The sequence below is a fragment of the Saccharopolyspora hordei genome (genome assembly GCF_013410345.1).
GTDB lineage: Bacteria > Actinomycetota > Actinomycetes > Mycobacteriales > Pseudonocardiaceae > Saccharopolyspora > Saccharopolyspora hordei.
The window spans coordinates 4,494,161-4,513,830 of record NZ_JACCFJ010000001.1 but is presented as its reverse complement, the minus strand read 5'-3'; the positions used below and the strand labels follow the sequence as shown (position 1 = coordinate 4,513,830).

The window sequence follows — 19,670 nt, the reverse complement described above, 5'->3', positions numbered from 1 at the left end:
CCCGCGTGATCGTGATCAACGCGGTCCCAGCGGAGATCAGCCGTCTGATCTCCCCCGGCGTTGCGGCACCGTGCCTCCGGAGGGGGCACCCGGTTCTGCGCACCCACATGTCTACCAAACGCTTGCTTGTTTCGTTAGACTGCGGGCGGGCGTTGGCGGATCGAGGCGCTGCCGGGCTGGACTGCGCGGCGGAGAGGACGGTCATGGCCGAGGCGTACATCATCGACGCGGTGCGGACCCCGGTCGGCAAGCGCGGGGGCGGGCTCAGCGGCATCCACCCGGCGGACCTCTCCGCGCACGTGCTGCGCAGCCTCGTCGCGCGCACCGGGATCGACCCGGCCGCGGTGGACGACGTCGTGTGGGGGTGCGTGGACGCGGTCGGCGCGCAGGCCGGCAACATCGGGCGGACCGGGTGGCTCGCGGCGGGGTTCCCCGAGCACGTGCCCGGCGTGACCGTGGACCGGCAGTGCGGTTCGTCGCAGCAGGCCGTGCACTTCGCGGCGCAGGCGGTGCTCAGCGGTACCGCGGACCTGGTGATCGCCGGCGGGGTGCAGAACATGAGCGCCATCCCCATCGGCAGCGCGTTGCGGGGCGCCGCGGACCTCGGTTTCCCCGTGGCCTACGGCCCGGGCTCCGGCTCGACCGGGTGGCAGGAGCGCTACGGCGACGAGGAGGTCACGCAGTTCCGCGGCGCGGAGCTGATGGCCGAGAAGTGGCAGATCTCCCGCGACGACATGGAGGAGTGGGCGCTGGCCAGCCACCGCCGCGCGATCACGGCGATCGACGAGGGGCGCTTCACCGAGGAGCTGGCGCCGATCGCCGGGGTCGAGCACGACGAAGGCCCGCGCCGCGACACCAGCAAGGAGAAGCTCGAGGGGCTCAAGCTGCTGCGCGAAGGCGGCCGGATCACCGCGGGCGTGTCCAGCCAGATCTCCGACGGTTCGGCGGCGCTGCTGGTGGCGTCGGAGCGGGCGGTCGCCGAGCACGGGCTGCGCCCGCGGGCGCGGGTGCACCACATGAGCGTGCGCGGTGACGACCCGGTCTTCATGCTGTCCGCGCCGATCCCGGCGACCAAGCACGCGCTGGCCAAGACCGGTCTGTCCACATCGGACATCGACGTGGTGGAGATCAACGAGGCGTTCGCCAGCGTCGTCCTGGCCTGGCTGAAGGAGATCGACGTCGATCCGGCCAAGGTCAACCCCAACGGCGGGGCGATCGCGCTCGGCCACCCGCTGGGCGCGACGGGTGCGAAGCTGATGACGACCCTGCTGTCCGAACTGGAGCGCACCGGCGGCCGCTACGGCCTGCAGACGATGTGCGAAGGCGGCGGCACGGCCAACGTCACCATCATCGAACGCCTCTGACACCGCGAGGGTCGCGCGGATCGGGAAGCGAGGGGAGTGGCGTGCCGGTCAACAGGGAGTTCGTCGGCCACGAGTTCACTGCCGGCGAGGCGTACGAGGTGACGCGGGGCAAGATCCGGGAGTTCGCCGACGCGATCGGCGACCCGAACCCCGTCTACCGCAGTGTCGAGGCCGCGCGGGAGCGCGGGCAGCCGGACGTCATCGCGCCGCCCACCTTCGGCATCGTGGCGGCCGGAGCCGCGGCGGAGAGCAACCCGATCCGGCGGCCCGAGTTCGGGTTGGACATGCGGCTGGTGGTGCACGGCGAGCAGAGGTTCCGCTACGAGCGGCCGATCCGGGCCGGTGACGTGCTCACCGCGACCGGGCGCATCGCCGAGATCCGCGACGCGGGGCGCAACGAGCTGGTGCGGGTGGAGACCGAGATCCGCGACGAGAGCGGAGAACTGGTGTGCACGGCGGTCAACGTGATCGTGTCGCGGGGGACCGCGGCCGGGGCGGGGGAGTGACGATGGCGGCGGACCTGCGCTACGACGACGTGGCGGTCGGCGCCGAGATCGGCCCCGAGCGCTACCCGATCCAGCGGCTGACGCTGGTGAAGTACTGCGGTGCGTCGGGCGACTTCAACGTGATCCACTGGAACGAGCGGCTCGCCCGGCAGGCGGGCCTGCCGAACGTGATCGCGCACGGCATGCTCACCATGGCCGAAGCGGCCCGCCTGGTCACCGACTGGGCGGGTGATCCCGGCGCGGTGGTGGAGTACGGCGTCCGCTTCGCCAAACCGGTGGTGGTGCCCGACGACGACACCGGGGTGGAGGTCGTGGTCTCCGGCCGGGTGGCCGAGAAGCTCCCGGACCGGCAGGTCGCGGTGGACCTCACGGCCACCTGCGGCGACGTCGAGGTCCTCGCCAAGGCGCGGGCGGTCGTCCGCCTCGGCTGAGGACGCGCGTCCACACTGGACATCCCGGTGCGCTGGGGTCCAGACGCCAGGGCCACAGCGCCCCCTCAGCTCCGCGGCAGCGTCAGGGTCGCGCGGTGGTGCTCCGGGGTGCCGAAGAGGTGCTTGGACGCGTGCGCCCGCTTCAGGTGCAGGTGGGCCTCGTGCTCCCAGGTGATGCCGATCCCGCCGTGCAGCTGGATCCCCTCCGCCGCGACCAGCGAGTACGCCTCGGTGCACGCGGACTTCGCCATCGCGGCGAGCTCGGACGCGCGCTCGTCCCCCGTGGACACCGCCCAGCCGGCCGCGTACGACAGCGAGCGGGCGGACTCGACCGCCACGTAGCAGTCGGCGAGCCGGTGCTTGATCGCCTGGAACGAACCGATGGGACGGCCGAACTGCGTGCGCAGCTTGGTGTGCTCCACGATCTCGTGCAGCCAGCGCTGCGCCGCACCGATCTGCTCGGCGGCGAGGGCGGCCGCCGCCACGTCGGTCATCCGCTGCAACGGTGCCCGCCCGATGAGCTTCGCCGGCGTGCCCGCGAGGTGGACCTCGCCCATGTGCCGAGTGAGGTCCACCGGCACGGCCGAGGCCACGGTGGACTGCGGTGCCGCCTCGAACAGCGACGCCACCCCGTCGTTCATCGCCACGACCAGCAGGGTGTCCGCCTGGACCGCGTCGAGCACCAGCGTCTTGGTGCCGTCCAGCAGCCAGCCGTGGGTCCCGCTCGCCCGCGCGGTCGTCGCGAAGCGGTCGCGGAGCGGCGGTGATCCCGGTTCGGCCCACGCGAGCGCGAGCACCCGCTCACCGGACGCGATCCCCGGGAGCAGCCGCTCGCAGGCGCGGGCGTTGCCGGTGGCCAGCAGCGCTTGCGCGCTGAGCACGGCGCTGCCGAGGAACGGGCCGGGGACCAGCCGGCGCCCCAGTTCCTCGACGACGATCAGGGTCTCCAGCAGGGTCGCTCCCACCCCGCCGTGCTCTTCCGGGATGGCCAGGCCGTGCGCGCCGATCTCGCCGAGCTGCTTCCACAGCACGGGGTCGGGGCTCGGCGCCGGCTCGTCGGGGCTGGGGACGGTCGGGCCGCCGTGGCGGTCGAGCAGCGTGCGCACGGTGCGGCGCAGTTCCTCCTGCTCCTCGGTGAACGCGAAGCGCACGGTTCCTCCTCCGGACGTCATGCGCCGATCGGCGCCGTGTCGGTGGCCAGGGCCCTGGCGACGCGGGCGCGGTGCCAGGCCGGAGTTCCCCAGGCGGTGCGCAGCGCGGTCGCCTTGGTCAGCCACAGGTGCAGGTCGTGCTCGGCGGTGTAGCCGATCGCGCCGTGCACCTGGAGCGCGGTGCGCGCGGCGGTGCGGGCCGCCTCGCCCGCGGCGAGCTTGGCCGCCGAGACGTCGCGCGGACCGCGCGGGCCGTCGACCGACAGGCAGGCACCCCAGACGAGCGGGCGGGCGAACTCCAGCTCCAGCAGCACGTTCGCCAGGTGGTGCTTGACCGCCTGGAACTCGCCGACCGGGCGGCCGAACTGGTGCCGCTGCGTGACGTGCTCGGTGGCGGTGTCGAGCATCCGCCGCCCGAGGCCGAGCAGGTAGGCGGCGCACCCCAGCACCCCGTGGTCGAAGGCGGCACCGGGGTCGGCCGCGGCCACCGGCTCGGCCGTGGCGTGCTCGACGGTGAACAACCGGCGGGCCGGGTCGACCGACTCCGCCCGCTGCAACCGGAAACCGCTCAGCCGGCGCACCTCCTCACCGTCTGAGCGGAAGACCGCACCCGCCTGGTCGGCGTCGAGCGCCCGCGGCACGTGCTCGGCGACGACCGCGGTCCCGACCGACTGCCCCTCGGCCAGCTCCGCCAGCCACGGCGACTCCGGCACCAGGCGCGGCAGGAACGCGAGGGACTCGACGAGCGGGCCCGGCAGCGCCGCGTACCCCAGCTGGTCCAGGCACAGCACCATCTCCACCGCGCCGAGCCCCAGCCCACCGCGGTCCGGCGGCACGGTGAGCCCAGTGACCCCGAGCTCGGCGAGCTGGTGCCACACCTCCCACCACGGCGCGCTCTCCCCGTCGGCCCAGGAGCGGGCGATCCTCGCCGTGCCCGCGTCGGCGAGCAGGTCCCTCAGCGTGGCGGCCATGTCCTGCTGCTCGCGGTCCGGTGCGAACCTCATCGTGACCCCCTCGGCAGCCCGAGCAGGCGCTCGGCCGCCACGTTGCGCTGGATCTCGTTGGTCCCCGCGTAGATCGGCCCGGCCAGGGAGAACAGGTAGCCCTCGACCCACGACGACACCTCGGCGTCGGGTCCGAGCAGGTCCCACGCGGTCTCGTGCATCGCGACGTCCAGTTCGGACCAGAACAGCTTGTTCAGGCTCGCTTCCGCGCCGAGCGACCCGCCCTCGGTCACCCGGGTCACCGTCTCGAAGGTGGCCAAGCGGTAGGCCTGCGCGGCGATCCACGCGTCCACCACCCGGTCGTCGTCCAGGGCGCCCGGGAGCTCGGTGAGCCGCTGCGCGGTGGCGAGGAACCTCCCCGGGCTGCGCAGCGTCAGCCCGCGCTCGTTGCTCGCGGTGCTCATCGCCACCCGCCAGCCCTCGCCGACCTCGCCGAGCACGTCCTCGTCGGGCACGAACACGTCGTCCAGGAACAGCTCGGCGAAGGCCGGCTTGCCGTCGATGCGCCCGATCGGCCGCACCGTCACGCCCTCGGCGTCCAGCGGGAACAGGAAGTAGGTCAACCCGCGGTGCCGCTGCGCCTCGGGATCGCTGCGGAACAACCCGAAGGCGCGGTCGGCGAATGCGGCGCGGGAGCTCCACGTCTTCTGCCCGGACAGCAGCCATCCGCCGTCGACGCGGCGGGCGGTGGAGCGGATCGAGGCGAGGTCGCTGCCCGCTTCCGGCTCCGACCAGGCCTGCGCCCAGATGTCGGTGCCTGCGGCCATGCGCGGTAGGTAGCGCTGCTGCTGGTCCGGCGTGCCGTGCTCGAACAGCGTCGGCGCCAGCAGGAAGATGCCGTTCTGGCTGACCCGGCCGGGCGCGCCCGCGGCGTAGTACTCCTCCTCGAACAGCACCCACTGCAGCAGCGACGCGCCGCGTCCACCGAACTCCTCCGGCCAGGACACCACCGACAACCGGGCTTCGTGCAGCTCCTGCTCCCAGCGGCGGTGCGCGGCGAAGCCCTCCTCGGTCTCCAGCGACGGCAGCGGCTCGCGCGGTACGTGCTCGCGCAGCCACTCCCGCACCTCGTCGCGGAACGCCACGTCCGCGGGGGAGAGGTCGAGGTCCACTGTGCTCACCCCTGCCCCTGCGCGGCGCGCTTCATGCTGCGCGCGTCCATCCCGCTCAGCGAGTCGTCGCTCACCTCGGCGTTGTGCGCGTGCGCGAAGTGGTGCAGACCGAAGGCCGAGTCCATCCCGTCGCGCATGCCCATCAGGTCCTCGGCCTGGTTGATCGCCTTCTTGGTCAGCGAGAGGCCGAACGAGGGCATCTCGGCGATCTGCTCGGCCAGTTCCATCGTGGTGCTCTCCAGCACCTCGCGCGGCACCACGCGGTTGACCATGCCGATCTCGTAGGCGCGCTGCGCGGGCATCCGGCCGCCGGTGAACAGGAACTCCTTGGCGATCCGCGGACCGAGCACCCACGGGTGCGCGAAGTACTCGACGCCGGGGATGCCCATGCGCACCACCGGATCGGCGAAGAACGCGTCCTCGCTGGCCACGATGAGGTCGCACACCCAGGCCAGCATCAGCCCGCCCGCCACGCAGGCGCCCTGCACCGAGGCGATCGCGGGCTTGGGCATCTCCCGCCACCGGCGGCACATGCCCAGGTAGACCTCCTGCTCGCGGGCGAAGCGCGAGGCGCCGCCCTCGTGCCGGGTGTGGTCCCACCACAGGCCGGCGCGGCGCGGGTAGCTGACGTCGATGTCGCGCCCGGGAGAGCCGATGTCGTGCCCGGCGGAGAAGTGCTCGCCCGCCCCGGCCAGCACGACCACCCCGACCTCGTCGTCCTCGCACGCGCGGTAGAAGGCGTCGTCGAGCGCGTAGGTCATCACGGAGTTCTGCGCGTTGCGGTAGTCCGGCCGGTTCATCGTCACCACGGCCACCCGGCCCCGGCGTTCGTAGGTGACGACCGCTTGCTCTGCTGCCATGGGGCGCTCCTCGCTCGGCGTTGCGGTTGCGGCAGCTCGAAGATAGCCGAACAAGCAAGTGCTTGGTAGAGTCCTGGCGTGGCTCCCCGGCCAGCGGCCGCGGAGCACGAGCCGCGTCGAGCGAGGAGGGGTGCGTGGACCTCACCGACAACGCCGAGGAAGCGGCCTTCCGCCGCGACGTGCGGGACTGGCTCGCCGAGCACCTGACCGGCGAGTTCGCCGCGGCCCGCGGGCTCGGCGGCCCGGGGCGCGAGCACGAGGGGTTCGACGTGCGGCTGGCGTGGGACCGGTTGCTGGCCGACCACGGCTGGACGTGCCTGGGCTGGCCGCGCGAGTTCGGCGGGCGCGAGGCCACCGTGCAGCAACAGGTGATCTTCCACGAGGAGTACGCGCGGGCCAACGCGCCGGTGCGGGTCGGCCACATCGGCGAGGAACTGCTCGGTCCCACGCTGATCGCCTTCGGCACTCCCGAGCAGCAGCGCCGGTTCCTGCCCGGGATCGTCGGTGTCCGCGAGCTGTGGTGCCAGGGCTACTCCGAGCCCGGTGCCGGGTCCGACCTCGCCGGGGTCTCCACCACCGCGCACCGGGACGGCGACGAGTGGGTGATCAACGGCCAGAAGGTGTGGACGTCGATGGCGCACGTGGCCGACTGGTGCTTCGTGCTGGCGCGCACCGACCCCACCCAGCAGCGCCACCGCGGCCTGTCCTACCTGCTGGTGCCGATGGACCAGCCGGGCGTGCAGGTGCGGCCGATCGTGCAGCTGACCGGGACCTCGGAGTTCAACGAGGTGTTCTTCGACGACGCGCGCACCGACGCCGGCAACGTGGTCGGTGAGGTGGGCTCGGGCTGGCAGGTCGCGATGGGCACCCTCGGGTTCGAGCGCGGCGTCGGCACCATCGACCAGCAGGTCGTCTTCCGCCGCGAGCTCGCCGGGATCACCGCGATGGCCCGGGAGAACGGCGCGATCGACGACCCGCTGCTGCGGGACCGCATCGCCCGCGCCTGGGTCGACCTGGAGGCGCTGCGCTGCACGGTGCTGCGGACCCTGGGCGCCGCCGGGCCGCCGGGCGCGGAGTCCTCGGTGATCAAGCTGCTGTGGGCGAACTTCCACCGCGGTCTCGGTGAGCTGGCGATGGACGTGGCCGGGGCGGGCGGACTGCTGGCCGAGGAGGAGCCCTACGGCCTCGACTCCTGGCAGCGGCTGTTCCTGTTCACCCGGGCCGACACGATCTACGGCGGCTCCAACGAGATCCAGCGCAACATCATCGCCGAGCGGGTCCTCGGTCTGCCCCGCGAACCCCGGCCGTGACCGCACCAGGAGGAGGCCTGGCATGACCGCACCGCCGCCCGCGCACGGACTGCTCACCGGCAAGACCGCGGTGGTCACCGCCGCAGCCGGCACCGGGATCGGCTCCGCCGTGGCCCGCCGGATGCTGGAGGAGGGCGCGCGCGTGCTGATCAGCGACCGGCACGAGCGGCGCCTGGAGCAGACCCGCGCCGAGCTCGCGCAGCTGCCCGGTGCGGAGGTCGCCGCAGTGCCGTGCGACGTCACCGACGAGGACCAGGTGCAGCGGATGTTCGCATCCGCCACCAGCGCGTTCGGGCAGGTCGACGTCGTGGTGAACAACGCAGGCCTCGGCGGCACCGCGTCGATCCTGGAGATGACCGACGAGCAGTGGCACAGGGTCCTCGACGTGACGCTGAACGGGACCTTCCGCTGCACCCGCGCCGCGGTGCGGCTGTTCCGCGACCAGGGCAGCGCCGGGGTGGTGGTCAACAACGCCTCGGTGGTCGGGTGGCGGGCGCAGGCCGGGCAGGCGCACTACGCGGCGGCCAAGGCCGGGGTGATGGCCCTGACCCGCTGCGCGGCGCTGGACGCGGCGCCGCTGGGTGTGCGCGTCAACGCCGTGGCGCCGAGCCTGGTGATGCACGAGAACCTGGCCAAGGTGACGTCCGAGGAGCTGCTGGCCGAGCTCACCCGGCGCGAGGCCTTCGGCCGCTCGGCCGAGCCGTGGGAGGTGGCGAACGTGATCGTGTTCCTGGCCAGTGACTACTCGACCTACCTGACCGGCGAGGTCGTCTCGGTCAGCAACCAGCACCCGTGATCCCGGGCGCACCGGTGCCTGTGGACGGGTGCGCTGTCGGTGGAGATCGGACCGTCGACTCCAACGGGAGTTGCGGACGGCCGGGTGGGGACGCTGGTCCGGGTGGACGTGGCAGACCTGCGGAGGTGCGGGTCAGCGGGCTTTGAGAGGATGGCACCGTGGTATCGACCAAGCGCTTGTCCACCCGGAACCGCCCCGCGCGGGAGTCCGGTTCCGAGCGGCGTGCCGAGCTGCTGGCCATCGCCGCCGAGCTGTTCGCCACCCGCGGTTTCCTGGCCACCACCGTGCGCGACATCGCCGACGCCGCGGGCATCCTCTCCGGCAGCCTGTACCACCACTTCGACTCCAAGGAGTCGATGGTCGACGAGATCCTGCGCGAGTTCCTGGACGACCAGCGCCGCACCAACGAGCGGGTGCTGCGGGAAGCACCGGACCCGCGCAGCGCGATCACCGAGCTGGTCCGGCAGTCCTTCGCCGCGATGCAGCACCACCGGGCCGCCATCGCGATCTTCCAGAACGAGGCGAAGTACCTCGAGCAGCTCGACCGGTTCGACTACCTGACGCGGGCGGCCGCCGACTTCGAACGCACCTGGACCCGCGTCCTGCAGGACGGCCAGCGCGCCGGGGTCTTCCGCGCGGACCTCGACGTCAAGCTCGCCTACCGGTTCATCCGCGACATGGTGTGGACGGCGGTGCACTGGTACGACCCGCGCGGCACGCTCACCGCCGAGGCCATCGCGGACCAGTACGTCACGATCCTCTGCGAGGGCATCGCGGTCCGCGACTGACCGCTCGCACGTGCCGTCAGGTCTTCAGCGTCCAGGTGCCGCTGGTGCCGGAGAGCGTGCGGGCGGCGTCGGTGACGACGCGGTCGATCAGCTCCTCGCAGCTGGGCAGGTCGTCGATCATCCCGACGACCTGGCCCGCGGGCAGCACGCCGGCGTCGGGACGACCGTCCACCAGCGCGGCCTTGATGAGCATCGGGGTGTTGGCCGCCAGCAGCACGCGGCTCAGCGGGAGCCCGTGGTTGCGCCGCACGGCCAAGCCGTCGGTGATGAGCTGTCGCCAGCTCATGCCGGTCATCGACTTGAACTGCACCGCCTGCCGCAGCGCGGCGGGCAACCGGCGCAGCAGGCTCCGCGACTCGGCGGCGTCGGTCACCGCGGTCCGCAGCATCCGGTGCGGCAGCCCGTCGACCCGCGAGGTCACCACGGTGCCGGACACCGAAGCGTCCAAGTAGGACCGCTTGACCTCGCGCGGCACCCGGCTGTCGGACGTGAGCAGGAACCGCGTGCCCATCGCGACGCCCGCCGCGCCGTAGCACAGGGCGGCGGCCAGGCCGCGCCCGTCGAAGAACCCGCCCGCCGCGATCACCGGGATGTCCACCGCGTCGACCACCTGCGGCACCAGCAGCGTCGTGGCCACCGACCCGGTGTGCCCACCACCTTCGCCGCCTTGCACCAGCACCGCGTCCGCGCCCCAGGCCGCCACCTTCTCGGCGTGCCTCCGCGCCCCGACCGAGGGGATCACCACGATCCCGGCGTCCTTGAGCTTGCCGATGAGCCGTTCGCTCGGTGCCAGCGCGAAGGAGGCCACCCGGACCCGCTCGCGGATGAGCAGGTCCACGCGCTCCTCGGCGTCGGCGGCGTCCGCGCGCAGGTTGACGCCGAAGGGCTCGTCGGTGCGCTCCTTGACCTCGCGCACCGCGTCGGCGAGCTGGGGCAGCGTCATCGTCGCCGAGGCCAGGAAGCCCAGGCCGCCCGCGCGCGCGGTGGCCGACACCAGGCTGGGGCCGGCGACCCACCCCATCCCGGTCTGCACCACGGGGTGGCGGACGCCGGTGAGGTCGCACAGCGGGGTGCGCAGGAGCTGCTCGATCACGCCGGCACCTCCCGGTCGCGCAGGTTGCGCGGGTCGATGGTGGTGCGGATCAGCTCCAGCTCCTCGTCGGTGGGCAGCCGGGTCTCGGTCACCTCGTCCACCGCCAGCTCGAACCCGGTCCGCTCCTGCACGTCGGACACCGCGACCCCGGGGTGCACCGACCGCAGCCGCATGCTGCCGCCCGGCCCGGTGAAGTCCAGCACCGCCAGGTCGGTCACCACCACCCGCACGTCGTGGAAGCGCGCGCCGACCTGCCGCGCCCGGTCGTGCCCGACCCCGGAGACCAGGTCGACCGACTCCACGAACACCCGCGTGCTGTGCTTGGGGACCCAGTAGTTCGTGGTGTGGTTGACCGAGTTGCCCGGCGCGCCGCGCACCCCGATCAGCTGCACCACCGGGCGGTCCCACGGGCCGATGCGGCTGATGTTCTGGTTGCCGTAGCGGTCCACCTGCGAGGCGCCCATCATGACCCGCCGGCGCCCGCCGGTGAGCATGTCGAGGACCCGGCCGAAGGGCATCCAGCCCTCCACCGGGCTGCTGGACTCCTCGCCCAGCGCGGGCGTTCCGGCCAGCAGCATCGCCTCACCGTCGGTGAGCAGCAGGTCCGGTGCGGTGGTCAGCCGCGCCAGCCGCGCGCCGATCGACGGGATGGTCCCGAACGGCGAGGCCAGCACCGCCCCGGCGTCCCGCCAGGTGTCGGCGCAGGCGACGGCGCACACTTCAGCTCTGGTGATCATCGCCAGGTCCCCTCGGGGTCGGCCGCGCTGGGCGCGGGATCTCGCTCGTCGTTCACACCGTCTCGGCCTGCCGGGCGTGGAAGTCGGCGACGGCCTCCTGGTAGCTCTGCTCGTCGCCGTCGAGGAACCGGGCGCGGAACGCCTCCCACTCGTCCGGCCCGGCGCTGGCCGCGTAGTGCCGCTGGAACGCCTCGTCGCGGCCGTAGTCCGGAGCGCAGCTGGTGAAGTGCGCGCCGCGCGGGGTCTCGACCACGCCGTCGGTGTGCGTGCGGTTGAGCAGCAGGGTCTGCGGCGGACTGTTCTCCAGCAGCTGCTCGGTCGGCACGATCTGCTCGCAGCTGACGAAGCTGCGCGTCGCCGCCGCGCACATCAGGTCGTCCAAGTACGGGTCCGGGCCGAGGTACTGGGCGTTGCCGTGGCGGTCGGCGCGGTTGAGGTGCACCAGCGCGACGTCCAGCCGCAGCGCGGGCATCGCCACCAGTTCCTCGCCGTCGGCGTAGGGCGAGGTGACCGTGCGCAGGTCGGGGTTGAGCGCCATGACGTCGGAGCCGAGCCCGGCGCGGGTCGGCAGGAACGGCAGTCGCGAGGCCGCGGCGCGCAGCCCGGCGAGCACCATGCCCTCGTCGAACTCGGCCACCTCCAGCTCGCCGCGCTGCCGGACGGCGCGGAAGTGCGGGTCGAGCGGGATGGAGTCCAGCGAGACGAACCCGTGCACGAGCTTGCGGACCTTGCCCGCGGCGCAGAGCAGCCCGACGTCCGGGCCACCGTAGGACACCAGCGTCAGGTCCCGCAGGGGAGAACGCAGGATCGCGCGGACCAGCGCCATCGGCTTGCGCCGCGAGCCCCAGCCGCCGATGCCGATGGTCATGCCATCGGACAGCTCCGCGACCACCTCGTCGGCGGTGAGCACCTTGTCCTGCACTACGCCTCCTCCGGTCCGTTGTGGACGAACTCGGCGCGAGCCCGGTCGCTGACGCCGGTGAGGTTGAGCTCGAAGGTGAAACCCTGCTCGAACCGGTAGCTGCGGTTGACGTCGACCGGGTCGATGCCGTTGAGCGACTCCTTGGCCCTGCGCACCACCAGCGGGTCCTTGGCGGCGATCTCCTCGGCCAGCGCGACCGCCGCGTCCGCCAGTTCCGCGCGGGGCACCACCTGCCACACCGAGCCGAAGTGCAGCAGCTGCTGCGCGGTCACCGAGCGTCCGGTGTAGAACATGGCGCGCATCGTGTGCTGCGGCACCAGCCGGGACAGGTGCGTGGCCGCGCCGAGCGCGCCGCGGTCCACCTCGGGCAGGCCGAAGGTGGCGTCCTCGCTGGCGAGGATGATGTCGGAGTTGCCCACCAGGCCGATCCCGCCGCCCAGGCAGAACCCGTGCACCGCGCTGATGACCGGCACCGGGCACTCGTAGACGGCCTTGAAGGCCTCGTAGCAGCCCCGGTTGACCTCGACGAGCTTGGTGTGCCCGGGATCGGCGGCGAGTTCCTTGATGTCCACGCCCGCGTTGAAGCCGCGCCCGGCGGCCTGCAGCACCACGGCGCGGGTCTGCGGTTCGGCGCCGGTGACGTTGAGGGCCTCGGCGAGTTCGTGCCAGCCCCGCACCGGCAGCGCGTTCACCGGGGGATGGTCGACGGTCAGGACCACGACCCCGTGGGGCCGCCGGTCGATGTGCGTACCCATGGCACCTGCCAAACCTAGCACTTGTTTGGTCGGGTTGTTACCGTAGCAACACCCGAGGACGCCCCGCCAGCGCCGGGACCGCGCGGTGCTCGCGCCCCTCGGGTCAGGAGTCCGCTGTGGACAGGAGGCAGCCAGGTGATCTGCGCAGGCAGGGTCGTCATCGTCACCGGTGCGGGACGCGGGTTGGGACGGGCGCACGCGCTGGAGTTCGCCCGGCAGGGCGCGCACGTCGTGGTCAACGACCTCGGCGTGCAGCTCGATGGCAGCGGCGGCGACGACCAGCCGGCCGAGCGGGTCGCGGAGGAGGTCCGCGCGCTGGGCGGGAAGGCCGAGGTGCACGGCGCCGACGTCTCCGACTGGGAGCAGGCGCGGGAGCTGGTGGACTTCGCGGTCGAGCGCTTCGGTCGGCTGGACGTGCTGGTGAACAACGCCGGGGTGGTCCGGGACCGGATGTTCGTCAACCTGTCCGAAGCCGAGTGGGACCAGGTGATCAGCGTCCACCTCAAGGGCCACGCCGCGACGCTGCGCCACGCCGCCCAGCACTGGCGCGACCGGTCCAAGGCGGGGGAGCGGGTGGCCGCCCGGGTGATCAACACCACGTCCGGGGCCGGTCTGTTCGGCAGCGTCGGGCAGACCAACTACGCCGCGGCGAAGGCGGGGATCGCCGCGCTCACCCTCAACACCGCCGCCGAGCTCGCCCGGTACGGCGTGACCGTGAACGCCATCGCCCCGTCGGCGCGCACCCGGATGACCGAGGAGGTCTTCGCCGAGATGATGGCCCGGCCGGACGACGGTTTCGACGCCATGGCACCGGAGAACGTGTCCCCGCTGGTGGTCTGGCTGGGCAGCGCGGAGTCCGGTGACGTGACGGGCCGGGTGTTCGAGGTCCAGGGCGGGGAGATCACCGTGGCGACCGGGTGGGGCCGCGGGCCGTCCCGTGATGCGGGACGTCGTTGGCAGCCGGAGGAGATCGGGCCGGCGGTCCGCGACCTCCTCGCCGAAGCCCCGACCCCGGAACCGGTGTACGGCACGTGACGGCGGTGCTCGCGTCCCGTGGCGGTGCCGTCCGCAGAGGGGGTTACCCTCCCGGGGGAGCACGGCGAGTGGCTGGAGGTGTTCGGTGAGCGACGGTGCGGTGGAGTCGAGGCACGCCTGGACCGAGCCGGGGGTGTACGAAGTCGCACCCGGCGTGCACCGGATCCCGCTGCCGCTGCCCAACGACGGCCTCCGCGCCGTGAACGTCTACGCCATCGAGGACGGCGGCGGCCTGGTGCTCATCGACTCCGGCTGGGCGCTGGACGAGGCCCGCCAGCAGCTCGAGTCCGCGCTGGGCCAGATCGGGTACGGCTTCGAGGACGTCCGGCGCTTCCTGGTCACCCACGTCCACCGCGACCACTACACCCTCGCGGTCGCGCTGCGCCGCACCTTCGGCTCGCGGATCAGCCTCGGCCTCGGCGAACAGCCGTCCCTGGACCTGATCCGCGCCGGCGACAAGGAGGTCGAAGCCGAGCGCCTGCACCGCTGGGGAGCGCAGGACCTGCTGGTCAAGCTCGCCGAGGCCTACGGCTCGGAGGAGCCCGGGCCCCGCACCCCGTACGAGCTGCCCGACGAGTGGCTGGACGGCAAGGTCGAGGTCCCGCTGCAGTCCCGCACGCTGCTCGCGGTGCCGACCCCGGGGCACACCGCCGGGCACGTGGTGTTCCTGGACTCGGCGTCGTCGCTGCTGTTCTCCGGCGACCACGTGCTGCCGCACATCACGCCGTCCATCGGCGTCGAGCCGGCCCGCCCGGAACTCCCGCTGCGCGACTACCTGGACTCGCTGCGCCTGGTGCAGTCCTACCCGGACATGCGGCTGCTGCCCGCGCACGGCCCGGCCGGCGGCAGCTCGCACCAGCGGATCGCCGAACTGCTCCAGCACCACGAGGAACGGCTGGAGCAGACCGCGGACGCCGTCCGCGACGGCGCGGGCACCGCCTACGAAGCGGCCCTCAAGCTCGGCTGGACCCGCCGCAACCGCGCCCTGCTGGACATGGACCTGTTCAACCAGGTCCTCGCGGTCGGCGAGACCAACGCCCACCTGGAGGTCCTGGTCACCCGCGGTGTCCTGACCGCCACCACCGGCGAGGACGGCATCCGCGAGTACGGGCTCGCCCGGTGACCGCCGCGCCGGTCAGGCCAGCAGCAGGCGGACGGTGAGCTCCAGCCGGTTGGAGACGTCCGAGGCCGAGGCGCGACGGGTCACCCACGCGACCAGGTTGGACAGCCACACGTCACCGATCACCCGGGCGATCGCCTTCTCCTCGTCGGTCGGCTCGCCGTCGGTCATGGCGTTGGTGAAGAACCGCTCGACCAGCGCCGCCACCGTGTCCACCTCGGCCGCCGCGGACGTGTCGGCGAACATGAACGCGCGCGTCATCGCCTCGGTCAGCTGCGGGTTGCGCTGCAGCGAGCGGGTGGTGCGGTTGAGCACGAACATGACCCGCTCGTACGGCGTGCTGCCCGGGATCTTGGTCCGGTCCAGCTTCTCCTGCGCCCGCTCGAACTCCCGGGCCAGGCCGGTGACCAGCAGGTGCACCTTGGACGGGAAGTAGCGGTAGAGCGTGCCCAGCGCGACGTCGGCCTTCTCCGCCACCGTCCGCATCTGCACCGCGTCGTAGCCGCCCTTGGTGGCCAGCGCGATGGTGGCGTCGATGATCCGCTTGCGGCGCTCGTGCTGGGCCGTGGAACCGGACTCGTCGTCCCGCAGGGCCTGCAGGACGTTGCGCGAGGTGCTTTCCATGCGGCGTGGGTCCCCTCGAAGACAGGTTGTCGAAAACCGCGTGTTCGTCGCCACGCGGCTCGTCGCCCCACCACCCTGACGGGTTAAGGTGATCGACGTGGTTCGATCAGAACATGTTCCAGTCTACCCAGTCGTCCCGGCGCGGGCTGTGTGAGGTGAGCCGTGCGGATCGCGTTGCTGTCCTACCGGAGCAAGCCGCACTGCGGCGGGCAGGGCGTCTACGTCCGGCACCTCAGCCGGGGGCTGGCCGAGCTCGGCCACCACGTCGAGGTGTTCTCCGGCCAGCCCTACCCCGAGCTCGATCCCGGGGTGGACCTGACCGCGGTGGACAGCCTCGACCTCTACAACGACGCTGACCCCTTCCGCACCCCGCACTGGCGCGAGCTGCGGGACGCCGTCGACCTGCTCGAGGTCGGCACCATGTGGACCGCGGGGTTCCCGGAGCCGCTGACGTTCAGCCTGCGCGCGGCCAAGCTGCTGCGCGCCCGCTCCCACGAGTTCGACGTGGTGCACGACAACCAGTGCCTCGGCTACGGGCTGCTCAACCTGCAGCGCGCCGGGATCCCGCTGGTGGCGACCGTCCACCACCCGATCACGCACGACCGCCGGGTGGACCTGGCCGGGGCCACCGGGTGGCGCCGCATCGGGGTGCGCCGCTGGTACGGCTTCACCCGCATGCAGGCCCGGGTGGCACGCCGGATCCCGCACCTGCTGACCGTGTCGGAGTCCTCGGCCACCGACATCCAGCGCGACTTCCGCGTCGACCCGCACCAGCTGCGGGTGGTGCCGCTGGGCGTGGACTCCGAGGTGTTCCGGCCGCCGACCGCGCCGCGCGTCCCGGGCCGGATCGTGGCGATGGCCAGCGCGGACACCCCGATGAAGGGCATCGGCACGCTGCTGGAGGCGGTGGCCAAGCTGCGCACCGAGCGCGAGGTGGAACTGGTTCTGGTCGCCAAGCCCACGCCCGGCGGGCCGACCGAGCAGCTCATCGAAGAACTGGCCATCGGCGACGTCGTCCGCACCGTCAGCGGGCTCAGCGACACGGCGCTCGCCGAGCTGCTGGGCTCGGCCGAGGTCGCCAGCGTGCCCTCGCTGTACGAGGGGTTCTCGCTGCCCACCGTCGAGGCCATGGCCTGCGCGACCCCGCTGGTGGCCAGCCGCGCCGGGGCGATCCCGGAGGTCGCGGGGCCCGACGGCGAGTGCGCCGACCTGGTGCCGCCCGGGGACGCCGAAGCGCTGGCCGCCGCGCTGGCCGGGCTGCTCGACTCGCCGGAGCGGCGGCAGCGGCTCGGCGAGGCCGGCCGGGCGCGGGTGCTGGCGAAGTACGACTGGAAGTCGGTGGCAGCGGCGACGGTCGACTGCTACGCGGAAGCGATCGCGCGCACGCCGCGCGCACGGAAGGGAGCAACGCTTTGCTGACGGTGGACTTCGACAGGCTCGGCGTGCGGGCGGGCCAGCGGGTGCTGGACCTGGGCTGCGGTGCGGGGCGGCACGCCTTCGAGCTCTACCGCCGCGGCGCCGACGTGATCGCCTTCGACCAGGACGTCGCGGAGCTGGAGAACGTGGCGGCCATGTTCGCCGCGATGAAGGCGGAGAACCAGGTGCCCGACGGCGCCAACGCGCAGACCGTCTCCGGCGACGCGCTCGACCTGCCGTTCCCCGACGGGCACTTCGACGTGGTGATCGCCTCGGAGATCATGGAGCACATCCCCGAGGACGAGAAGGCCATGCGCGAGATGGTCCGCGTGGTCAAGCCCGGCGGCCGCGTGGTGGTCACCGTGCCGCGCGCCTGGCCGGAGAAGATCTGCTGGGCGCTGTCCGACGAGTACCACCAGGTCGAGGGCGGGCACGTGCGCATCTACAGCACCGGCGAGCTGATCGGCAAGCTCCGCGACGCGGGCCTGCGCCCGGTGTTCCACCACTACGCCCACGCGCTGCACTCGCCGTACTGGTGGATCAAGTGCGCGGTGGGCACGGACAACGACGACCACCCGCTGCCCAAGCTCTACCACAAGCTCCTGGTCTGGGACCTGATGAAGGGTCCGTGGGTCACCCGCACCGCGGAACGGCTGCTGAACCCGGTCATGGGCAAGAGCATCGCGGTCTACCTGGGCAAGCCGGGGGCGGCCCGTGCTGGGGCCTGAGGTCCCCGGCGCGATCTCGGCTGAGCAGGCGGTGCAGACCGGTCGGGCGATCGCGTCGACGCAGCTGGCCTCCGGCGCGATCCCGTGGTTCACCGGCGGGCACGTGGACCCGTGGGACCACGTCGAGTCGGCGATGGCGCTGTCGGCGACCGGTCTGCTGGCCGAGGCCGAGCGCGCCTACGAGTGGCTGCGCACCACGCAGCGCGCGGACGGGTCGTGGCCGCTGCAGGTGCGCGACGGCCGCGTCGAGGACGCCGGGGCGGACACCAACTTCTGCGCCTACCCCGCGGTCGGCGTGTGGCACCACGTGCTGATCAGCGGTGACGACGGGTTCGCCGAGCGGATGTGGCCGATGGTGCGCGCGGCGATCGACTTCGTGCTCACCGCGCAGCGCGACCGCGGCGAGATCGACTGGGCGATCGGTGCCTCCGGGGTGCCGACCGGCGAGGCCCTGCTGTCCGGCTGCTCCAGCATCCACCACAGCCTGCGGTGCGCGCTGGCGCTGGCCGAGCACCTGGACCAGCCCCAGCCGGGCTGGGAGGTGGCGCTCGGCCAGCTCGGCCACGTCGTGCGGTGCCACCCGGAGGCGTTCACGCCGAAGACCCGGTACTCGATGGACTGGTACTACCCGGTGCTCGGCGGTGCGCTGCGCGGCGAGGCCGGCCGGCAGCGGCTGCGGGAGCGCTGGTCGGACTTCGTGGTCGACGGCCTCGGGGTGCGCTGCGTCGACGACCACCCGTGGGTCACCGGGGCGGAGACCTGCGAGCTGGTGCTGAGCCTGGAGGCCCTCGACGAGTACGACCGCGCGCGGGAGCTGCTGGCGTCCATGCAGCACCTGCGCGAAGCGGACGGCTCCTACTGGACGGGCCTGGTCTACACCGACGGCAAGCGCTGGCCGGTCGAGCTGTCGACCTGGACGGCCGGTGCGGTGGTGCTGGCGGCTGACGCGCTGTCCCGCGCGACGCCGGGCAACGGCATCTTCCGCGGCGAGAAGCTGCCCACCGGGCTCCCGCTGGAGAACCCTCCCTGCTGCGAGCTGGAGCACGTCCCCGGCACCTGACCCGCCGCGACGCAGGGGCCCGGCGGGGGCCCTGCCGTGCGGGTGCCCGTGATCCCGGTGGGGACCAGACGTCCGATCCCACCGGAGTTGCGGACACCCGGGGCTGGCGCACGTGCCGGTGCGGACCGCGTGCACCCTGACCGGGTCAGGGGAGGGAGCCGGGAGTTCCGGAGGTGCGCTGGAGGACGCGGAGGGAGCCGACGACCCGGACCTCGTCGAAGGACCCGGTGTCCAGAGCCCGGCAGTAGATGCGGTACGGGGCCTGGCCGCCGTCCTCCGGGTTCGGGAACACGTCGTGGATCACCAGGACGCCGCCGGGGGCGACCCACGGCGCCCAGCCCTCGTAGTCGGTGCTGGCCGCCTCGTCGGTGTGCCCGCCGTCGATGAACAGCAGCGCCAGCGGGCTGCGCCAGAACGCGGCGACGTCGCCGGAGCGGCCGACGATCGCGGTCACCTCGTCCTCCAGCCCGGCGCGGGCGATGGTGCGCCGGAACTCGCCCAACGTGTCCAGCTTGCCGACCTCCGGGTCCACCAGGGCCGGGTCGTGGTACTCCCAGCCGGGCTGGTGCTCCTCGGAGCCACGGTGGTGGTCGACCGTGACGATCCGCCCTCCGGTGCGGCGGGCCGCCGCGCCGAGGTAGACCGCGGACTTGCCGCAGTAGGTGCCGATCTCCACCGCCAGCCCGGTGCCCAGGTGCTCCAGCGCGGTCTCGTAGAGCGCCTGCCCCTCGTCGGCGGGCATGAAGCCGGTGGCCTGCTCGGCCAGCTCGCGCAGCTCCGCCGGGATCGGGGGGTGCTGCGGTCGTTCGGTGGCCGATCCCTGCGTCACTGGTGCTCCTTCGCCGGGTGGGTGGTCGT

The 19,670-nt window shown here is 72.9% G+C and carries 21 protein-coding genes; 11 read left to right on the top strand and 10 right to left on the bottom strand.

Annotated elements, in window-relative coordinates:
• Positions 1-203 precede the first annotated feature (203 nt).
• Genes HNR68_RS20670 through HNR68_RS20660 form a run of 3 tightly spaced genes read left to right on the top strand, consistent with a single transcriptional unit; the run spans position 204 to position 2,301 of the window.
• The gene (locus tag HNR68_RS20670) at positions 204-1,364 is read left to right on the top strand and encodes an acetyl-CoA C-acetyltransferase (protein ID WP_179723419.1); all 1,161 of its coding nucleotides are present in this window, start codon (positions 204-206) and stop codon (positions 1,362-1,364) included.
• A 41-nt stretch (positions 1,365-1,405) separates the two neighbouring features.
• A complete protein-coding gene (locus HNR68_RS20665; RefSeq protein WP_179723418.1) occupies positions 1,406-1,870 on the top strand; it encodes an FAS1-like dehydratase domain-containing protein in 465 nt (154 codons plus the stop codon).
• Positions 1,871-1,872: 2 nt separating this feature from the next.
• Positions 1,873-2,301 carry a MaoC family dehydratase gene (locus tag HNR68_RS20660; protein ID WP_179723417.1) on the top strand — a complete coding sequence of 143 codons (429 nt, stop codon included), beginning with the start codon at positions 1,873-1,875 and terminating at the stop codon, positions 2,299-2,301.
• A gap of 65 nt (positions 2,302-2,366) precedes the next feature.
• On the opposite strand, the gene HNR68_RS20655 is transcribed toward HNR68_RS20660, so the two are convergent.
• The 4 genes from HNR68_RS20655 to HNR68_RS20640 are packed head-to-tail and all read right to left on the bottom strand — an operon-like array spanning position 2,367 to position 6,428.
• Positions 2,367-3,452, bottom strand: coding sequence for an acyl-CoA dehydrogenase family protein (locus HNR68_RS20655; RefSeq protein ID WP_343050288.1), 1,086 nt, complete (start codon positions 3,450-3,452; stop codon positions 2,367-2,369).
• A 17-nt stretch (positions 3,453-3,469) separates the two neighbouring features.
• Positions 3,470-4,456, bottom strand: coding sequence for an acyl-CoA dehydrogenase family protein (locus HNR68_RS20650; RefSeq protein ID WP_179723415.1), 987 nt, complete (start codon positions 4,454-4,456; stop codon positions 3,470-3,472).
• A complete protein-coding gene (locus HNR68_RS20645; RefSeq protein ID WP_179725311.1) occupies positions 4,453-5,568 on the bottom strand; it encodes an acyl-CoA dehydrogenase family protein in 1,116 nt (371 codons plus the stop codon). Before HNR68_RS20645 ends, HNR68_RS20650 begins: the two co-directional genes overlap by 4 nt.
• A gap of 5 nt (positions 5,569-5,573) precedes the next feature.
• Positions 5,574-6,428 carry an enoyl-CoA hydratase gene (locus HNR68_RS20640; protein ID WP_179723414.1) on the bottom strand — a complete coding sequence of 285 codons (855 nt, stop codon included), beginning with the start codon at positions 6,426-6,428 and terminating at the stop codon, positions 5,574-5,576.
• A gap of 134 nt (positions 6,429-6,562) precedes the next feature.
• Between HNR68_RS20640 and HNR68_RS20635 the strand changes: the two genes are divergently transcribed.
• The 3 genes from HNR68_RS20635 (at position 6,563) to HNR68_RS20625 (ending at position 9,322) form a co-directional block, all read left to right on the top strand.
• Positions 6,563-7,738 carry an acyl-CoA dehydrogenase family protein gene (locus HNR68_RS20635; RefSeq protein WP_179723413.1) on the top strand — a complete coding sequence of 392 codons (1,176 nt, stop codon included), beginning with the start codon at positions 6,563-6,565 and terminating at the stop codon, positions 7,736-7,738.
• A 22-nt stretch (positions 7,739-7,760) separates the two neighbouring features.
• A complete protein-coding gene (locus HNR68_RS20630; protein ID WP_179723412.1) occupies positions 7,761-8,534 on the top strand; it encodes an SDR family oxidoreductase in 774 nt (257 codons plus the stop codon).
• A 158-nt stretch (positions 8,535-8,692) separates the two neighbouring features.
• Positions 8,693-9,322: a TetR/AcrR family transcriptional regulator gene (locus tag HNR68_RS20625; RefSeq protein ID WP_343050287.1), complete on the top strand. Its 630-nt coding sequence runs from the start codon at positions 8,693-8,695 to the stop codon at positions 9,320-9,322.
• A 16-nt stretch (positions 9,323-9,338) separates the two neighbouring features.
• On the opposite strand, the gene HNR68_RS20620 is transcribed toward HNR68_RS20625, so the two are convergent.
• Genes HNR68_RS20620 through HNR68_RS20605 form a run of 4 tightly spaced genes read right to left on the bottom strand, consistent with a single transcriptional unit; the run spans position 9,339 to position 12,829 of the window.
• Positions 9,339-10,400, bottom strand: a complete 1,062-nt coding sequence (locus tag HNR68_RS20620; RefSeq protein ID WP_218889552.1) for an NAD(P)H-dependent flavin oxidoreductase — start codon at positions 10,398-10,400, stop codon at positions 9,339-9,341.
• A gap of 11 nt (positions 10,401-10,411) precedes the next feature.
• Entirely contained in the window at positions 10,412-11,152 is a 741-nt protein-coding gene (locus HNR68_RS20615; RefSeq protein WP_179723411.1) for a CoA-transferase subunit beta, read from the bottom strand.
• Between the two features lie 52 nt (positions 11,153-11,204).
• The gene (locus HNR68_RS20610; RefSeq protein WP_179723410.1) at positions 11,205-12,074 is read right to left on the bottom strand and encodes a CoA-transferase; all 870 of its coding nucleotides are present in this window, start codon (positions 12,072-12,074) and stop codon (positions 11,205-11,207) included.
• Positions 12,074-12,829, bottom strand: a complete 756-nt coding sequence (locus HNR68_RS20605; RefSeq protein ID WP_179723409.1) for an enoyl-CoA hydratase family protein — start codon at positions 12,827-12,829, stop codon at positions 12,074-12,076. The genes HNR68_RS20610 and HNR68_RS20605 overlap by 1 nt, the downstream gene beginning before the upstream one ends.
• A 138-nt stretch (positions 12,830-12,967) precedes the next feature.
• On the opposite strand from HNR68_RS20605, the gene HNR68_RS20600 reads away from it, so the two are divergent.
• Together HNR68_RS20600 and HNR68_RS20595 are read left to right on the top strand one after the other, a co-directional pair.
• Positions 12,968-13,864 carry an SDR family oxidoreductase gene (locus HNR68_RS20600; RefSeq protein ID WP_343050479.1) on the top strand — a complete coding sequence of 299 codons (897 nt, stop codon included), beginning with the start codon at positions 12,968-12,970 and terminating at the stop codon, positions 13,862-13,864.
• A gap of 85 nt (positions 13,865-13,949) precedes the next feature.
• The gene (locus tag HNR68_RS20595; protein ID WP_179723407.1) at positions 13,950-14,987 is read left to right on the top strand and encodes an MBL fold metallo-hydrolase; all 1,038 of its coding nucleotides are present in this window, start codon (positions 13,950-13,952) and stop codon (positions 14,985-14,987) included.
• 12 nt (positions 14,988-14,999) lie between these two features.
• Here the strand turns inward: HNR68_RS20595 and kstR are convergent, their stop codons facing one another.
• Positions 15,000-15,608, bottom strand: a complete 609-nt coding sequence (gene kstR / locus HNR68_RS20590) for a cholesterol catabolism transcriptional regulator KstR (protein WP_179723406.1) — start codon at positions 15,606-15,608, stop codon at positions 15,000-15,002.
• 162 nt (positions 15,609-15,770) lie between these two features.
• On the opposite strand from kstR, the gene HNR68_RS20585 reads away from it, so the two are divergent.
• From HNR68_RS20585 to HNR68_RS20575, 3 genes are read left to right on the top strand one after another with little or no spacing between them, the layout of a single operon-like run.
• Positions 15,771-17,027 (top strand): glycosyltransferase, encoded by a 1,257-nt coding sequence (locus HNR68_RS20585; protein WP_179723405.1) that lies wholly within the window; start codon positions 15,771-15,773, stop codon positions 17,025-17,027.
• Positions 17,028-17,029: 2 nt separating this feature from the next.
• Positions 17,030-17,752 carry a class I SAM-dependent methyltransferase gene (locus HNR68_RS20580; protein WP_343050478.1) on the top strand — a complete coding sequence of 241 codons (723 nt, stop codon included), beginning with the start codon at positions 17,030-17,032 and terminating at the stop codon, positions 17,750-17,752.
• Positions 17,739-18,812: a glucosidase family protein gene (locus HNR68_RS20575; protein WP_179723403.1), complete on the top strand. Its 1,074-nt coding sequence runs from the start codon at positions 17,739-17,741 to the stop codon at positions 18,810-18,812. The genes HNR68_RS20580 and HNR68_RS20575 overlap by 14 nt, the downstream gene beginning before the upstream one ends.
• Positions 18,813-18,957: 145 nt before the next feature.
• Here HNR68_RS20575 and HNR68_RS20570 read toward each other — a convergent pair whose 3' ends face one another.
• Positions 18,958-19,641, bottom strand: a complete 684-nt coding sequence (locus tag HNR68_RS20570) for a class I SAM-dependent methyltransferase (protein ID WP_343050286.1) — start codon at positions 19,639-19,641, stop codon at positions 18,958-18,960.
• Between the last annotated feature and the right edge of the window lie 29 nt (positions 19,642-19,670).

What these genes read in the sequence shown, in the direction of transcription:
- HNR68_RS20640 (WP_179723414.1), bottom strand. Translation starts at nt 6,428, where the DNA reads ATGGCAGCAGAGCAAGCGGTCGTCACCTACGAACGCCGGGGCCGGGTG.
- HNR68_RS20650 (WP_179723415.1), bottom strand. Translation starts at nt 4,456, where the DNA reads ATGAGGTTCGCACCGGACCGCGAGCAGCAGGACATGGCCGCCACGCTG.
- HNR68_RS20615 (WP_179723411.1), bottom strand. Translation starts at nt 11,152, where the DNA reads ATGATCACCAGAGCTGAAGTGTGCGCCGTCGCCTGCGCCGACACCTGG.
- HNR68_RS20660 (WP_179723417.1), top strand. Translation starts at nt 1,873, where the DNA reads ATGGCGGCGGACCTGCGCTACGACGACGTGGCGGTCGGCGCCGAGATC.
- kstR (WP_179723406.1), bottom strand. Translation starts at nt 15,608, where the DNA reads ATGGAAAGCACCTCGCGCAACGTCCTGCAGGCCCTGCGGGACGACGAG.
- HNR68_RS20605 (WP_179723409.1), bottom strand. Translation starts at nt 12,829, where the DNA reads ATGGGTACGCACATCGACCGGCGGCCCCACGGGGTCGTGGTCCTGACC.
- HNR68_RS20630 (WP_179723412.1), top strand. Translation starts at nt 7,761, where the DNA reads ATGACCGCACCGCCGCCCGCGCACGGACTGCTCACCGGCAAGACCGCG.
- HNR68_RS20670 (WP_179723419.1), top strand. Translation starts at nt 204, where the DNA reads ATGGCCGAGGCGTACATCATCGACGCGGTGCGGACCCCGGTCGGCAAG.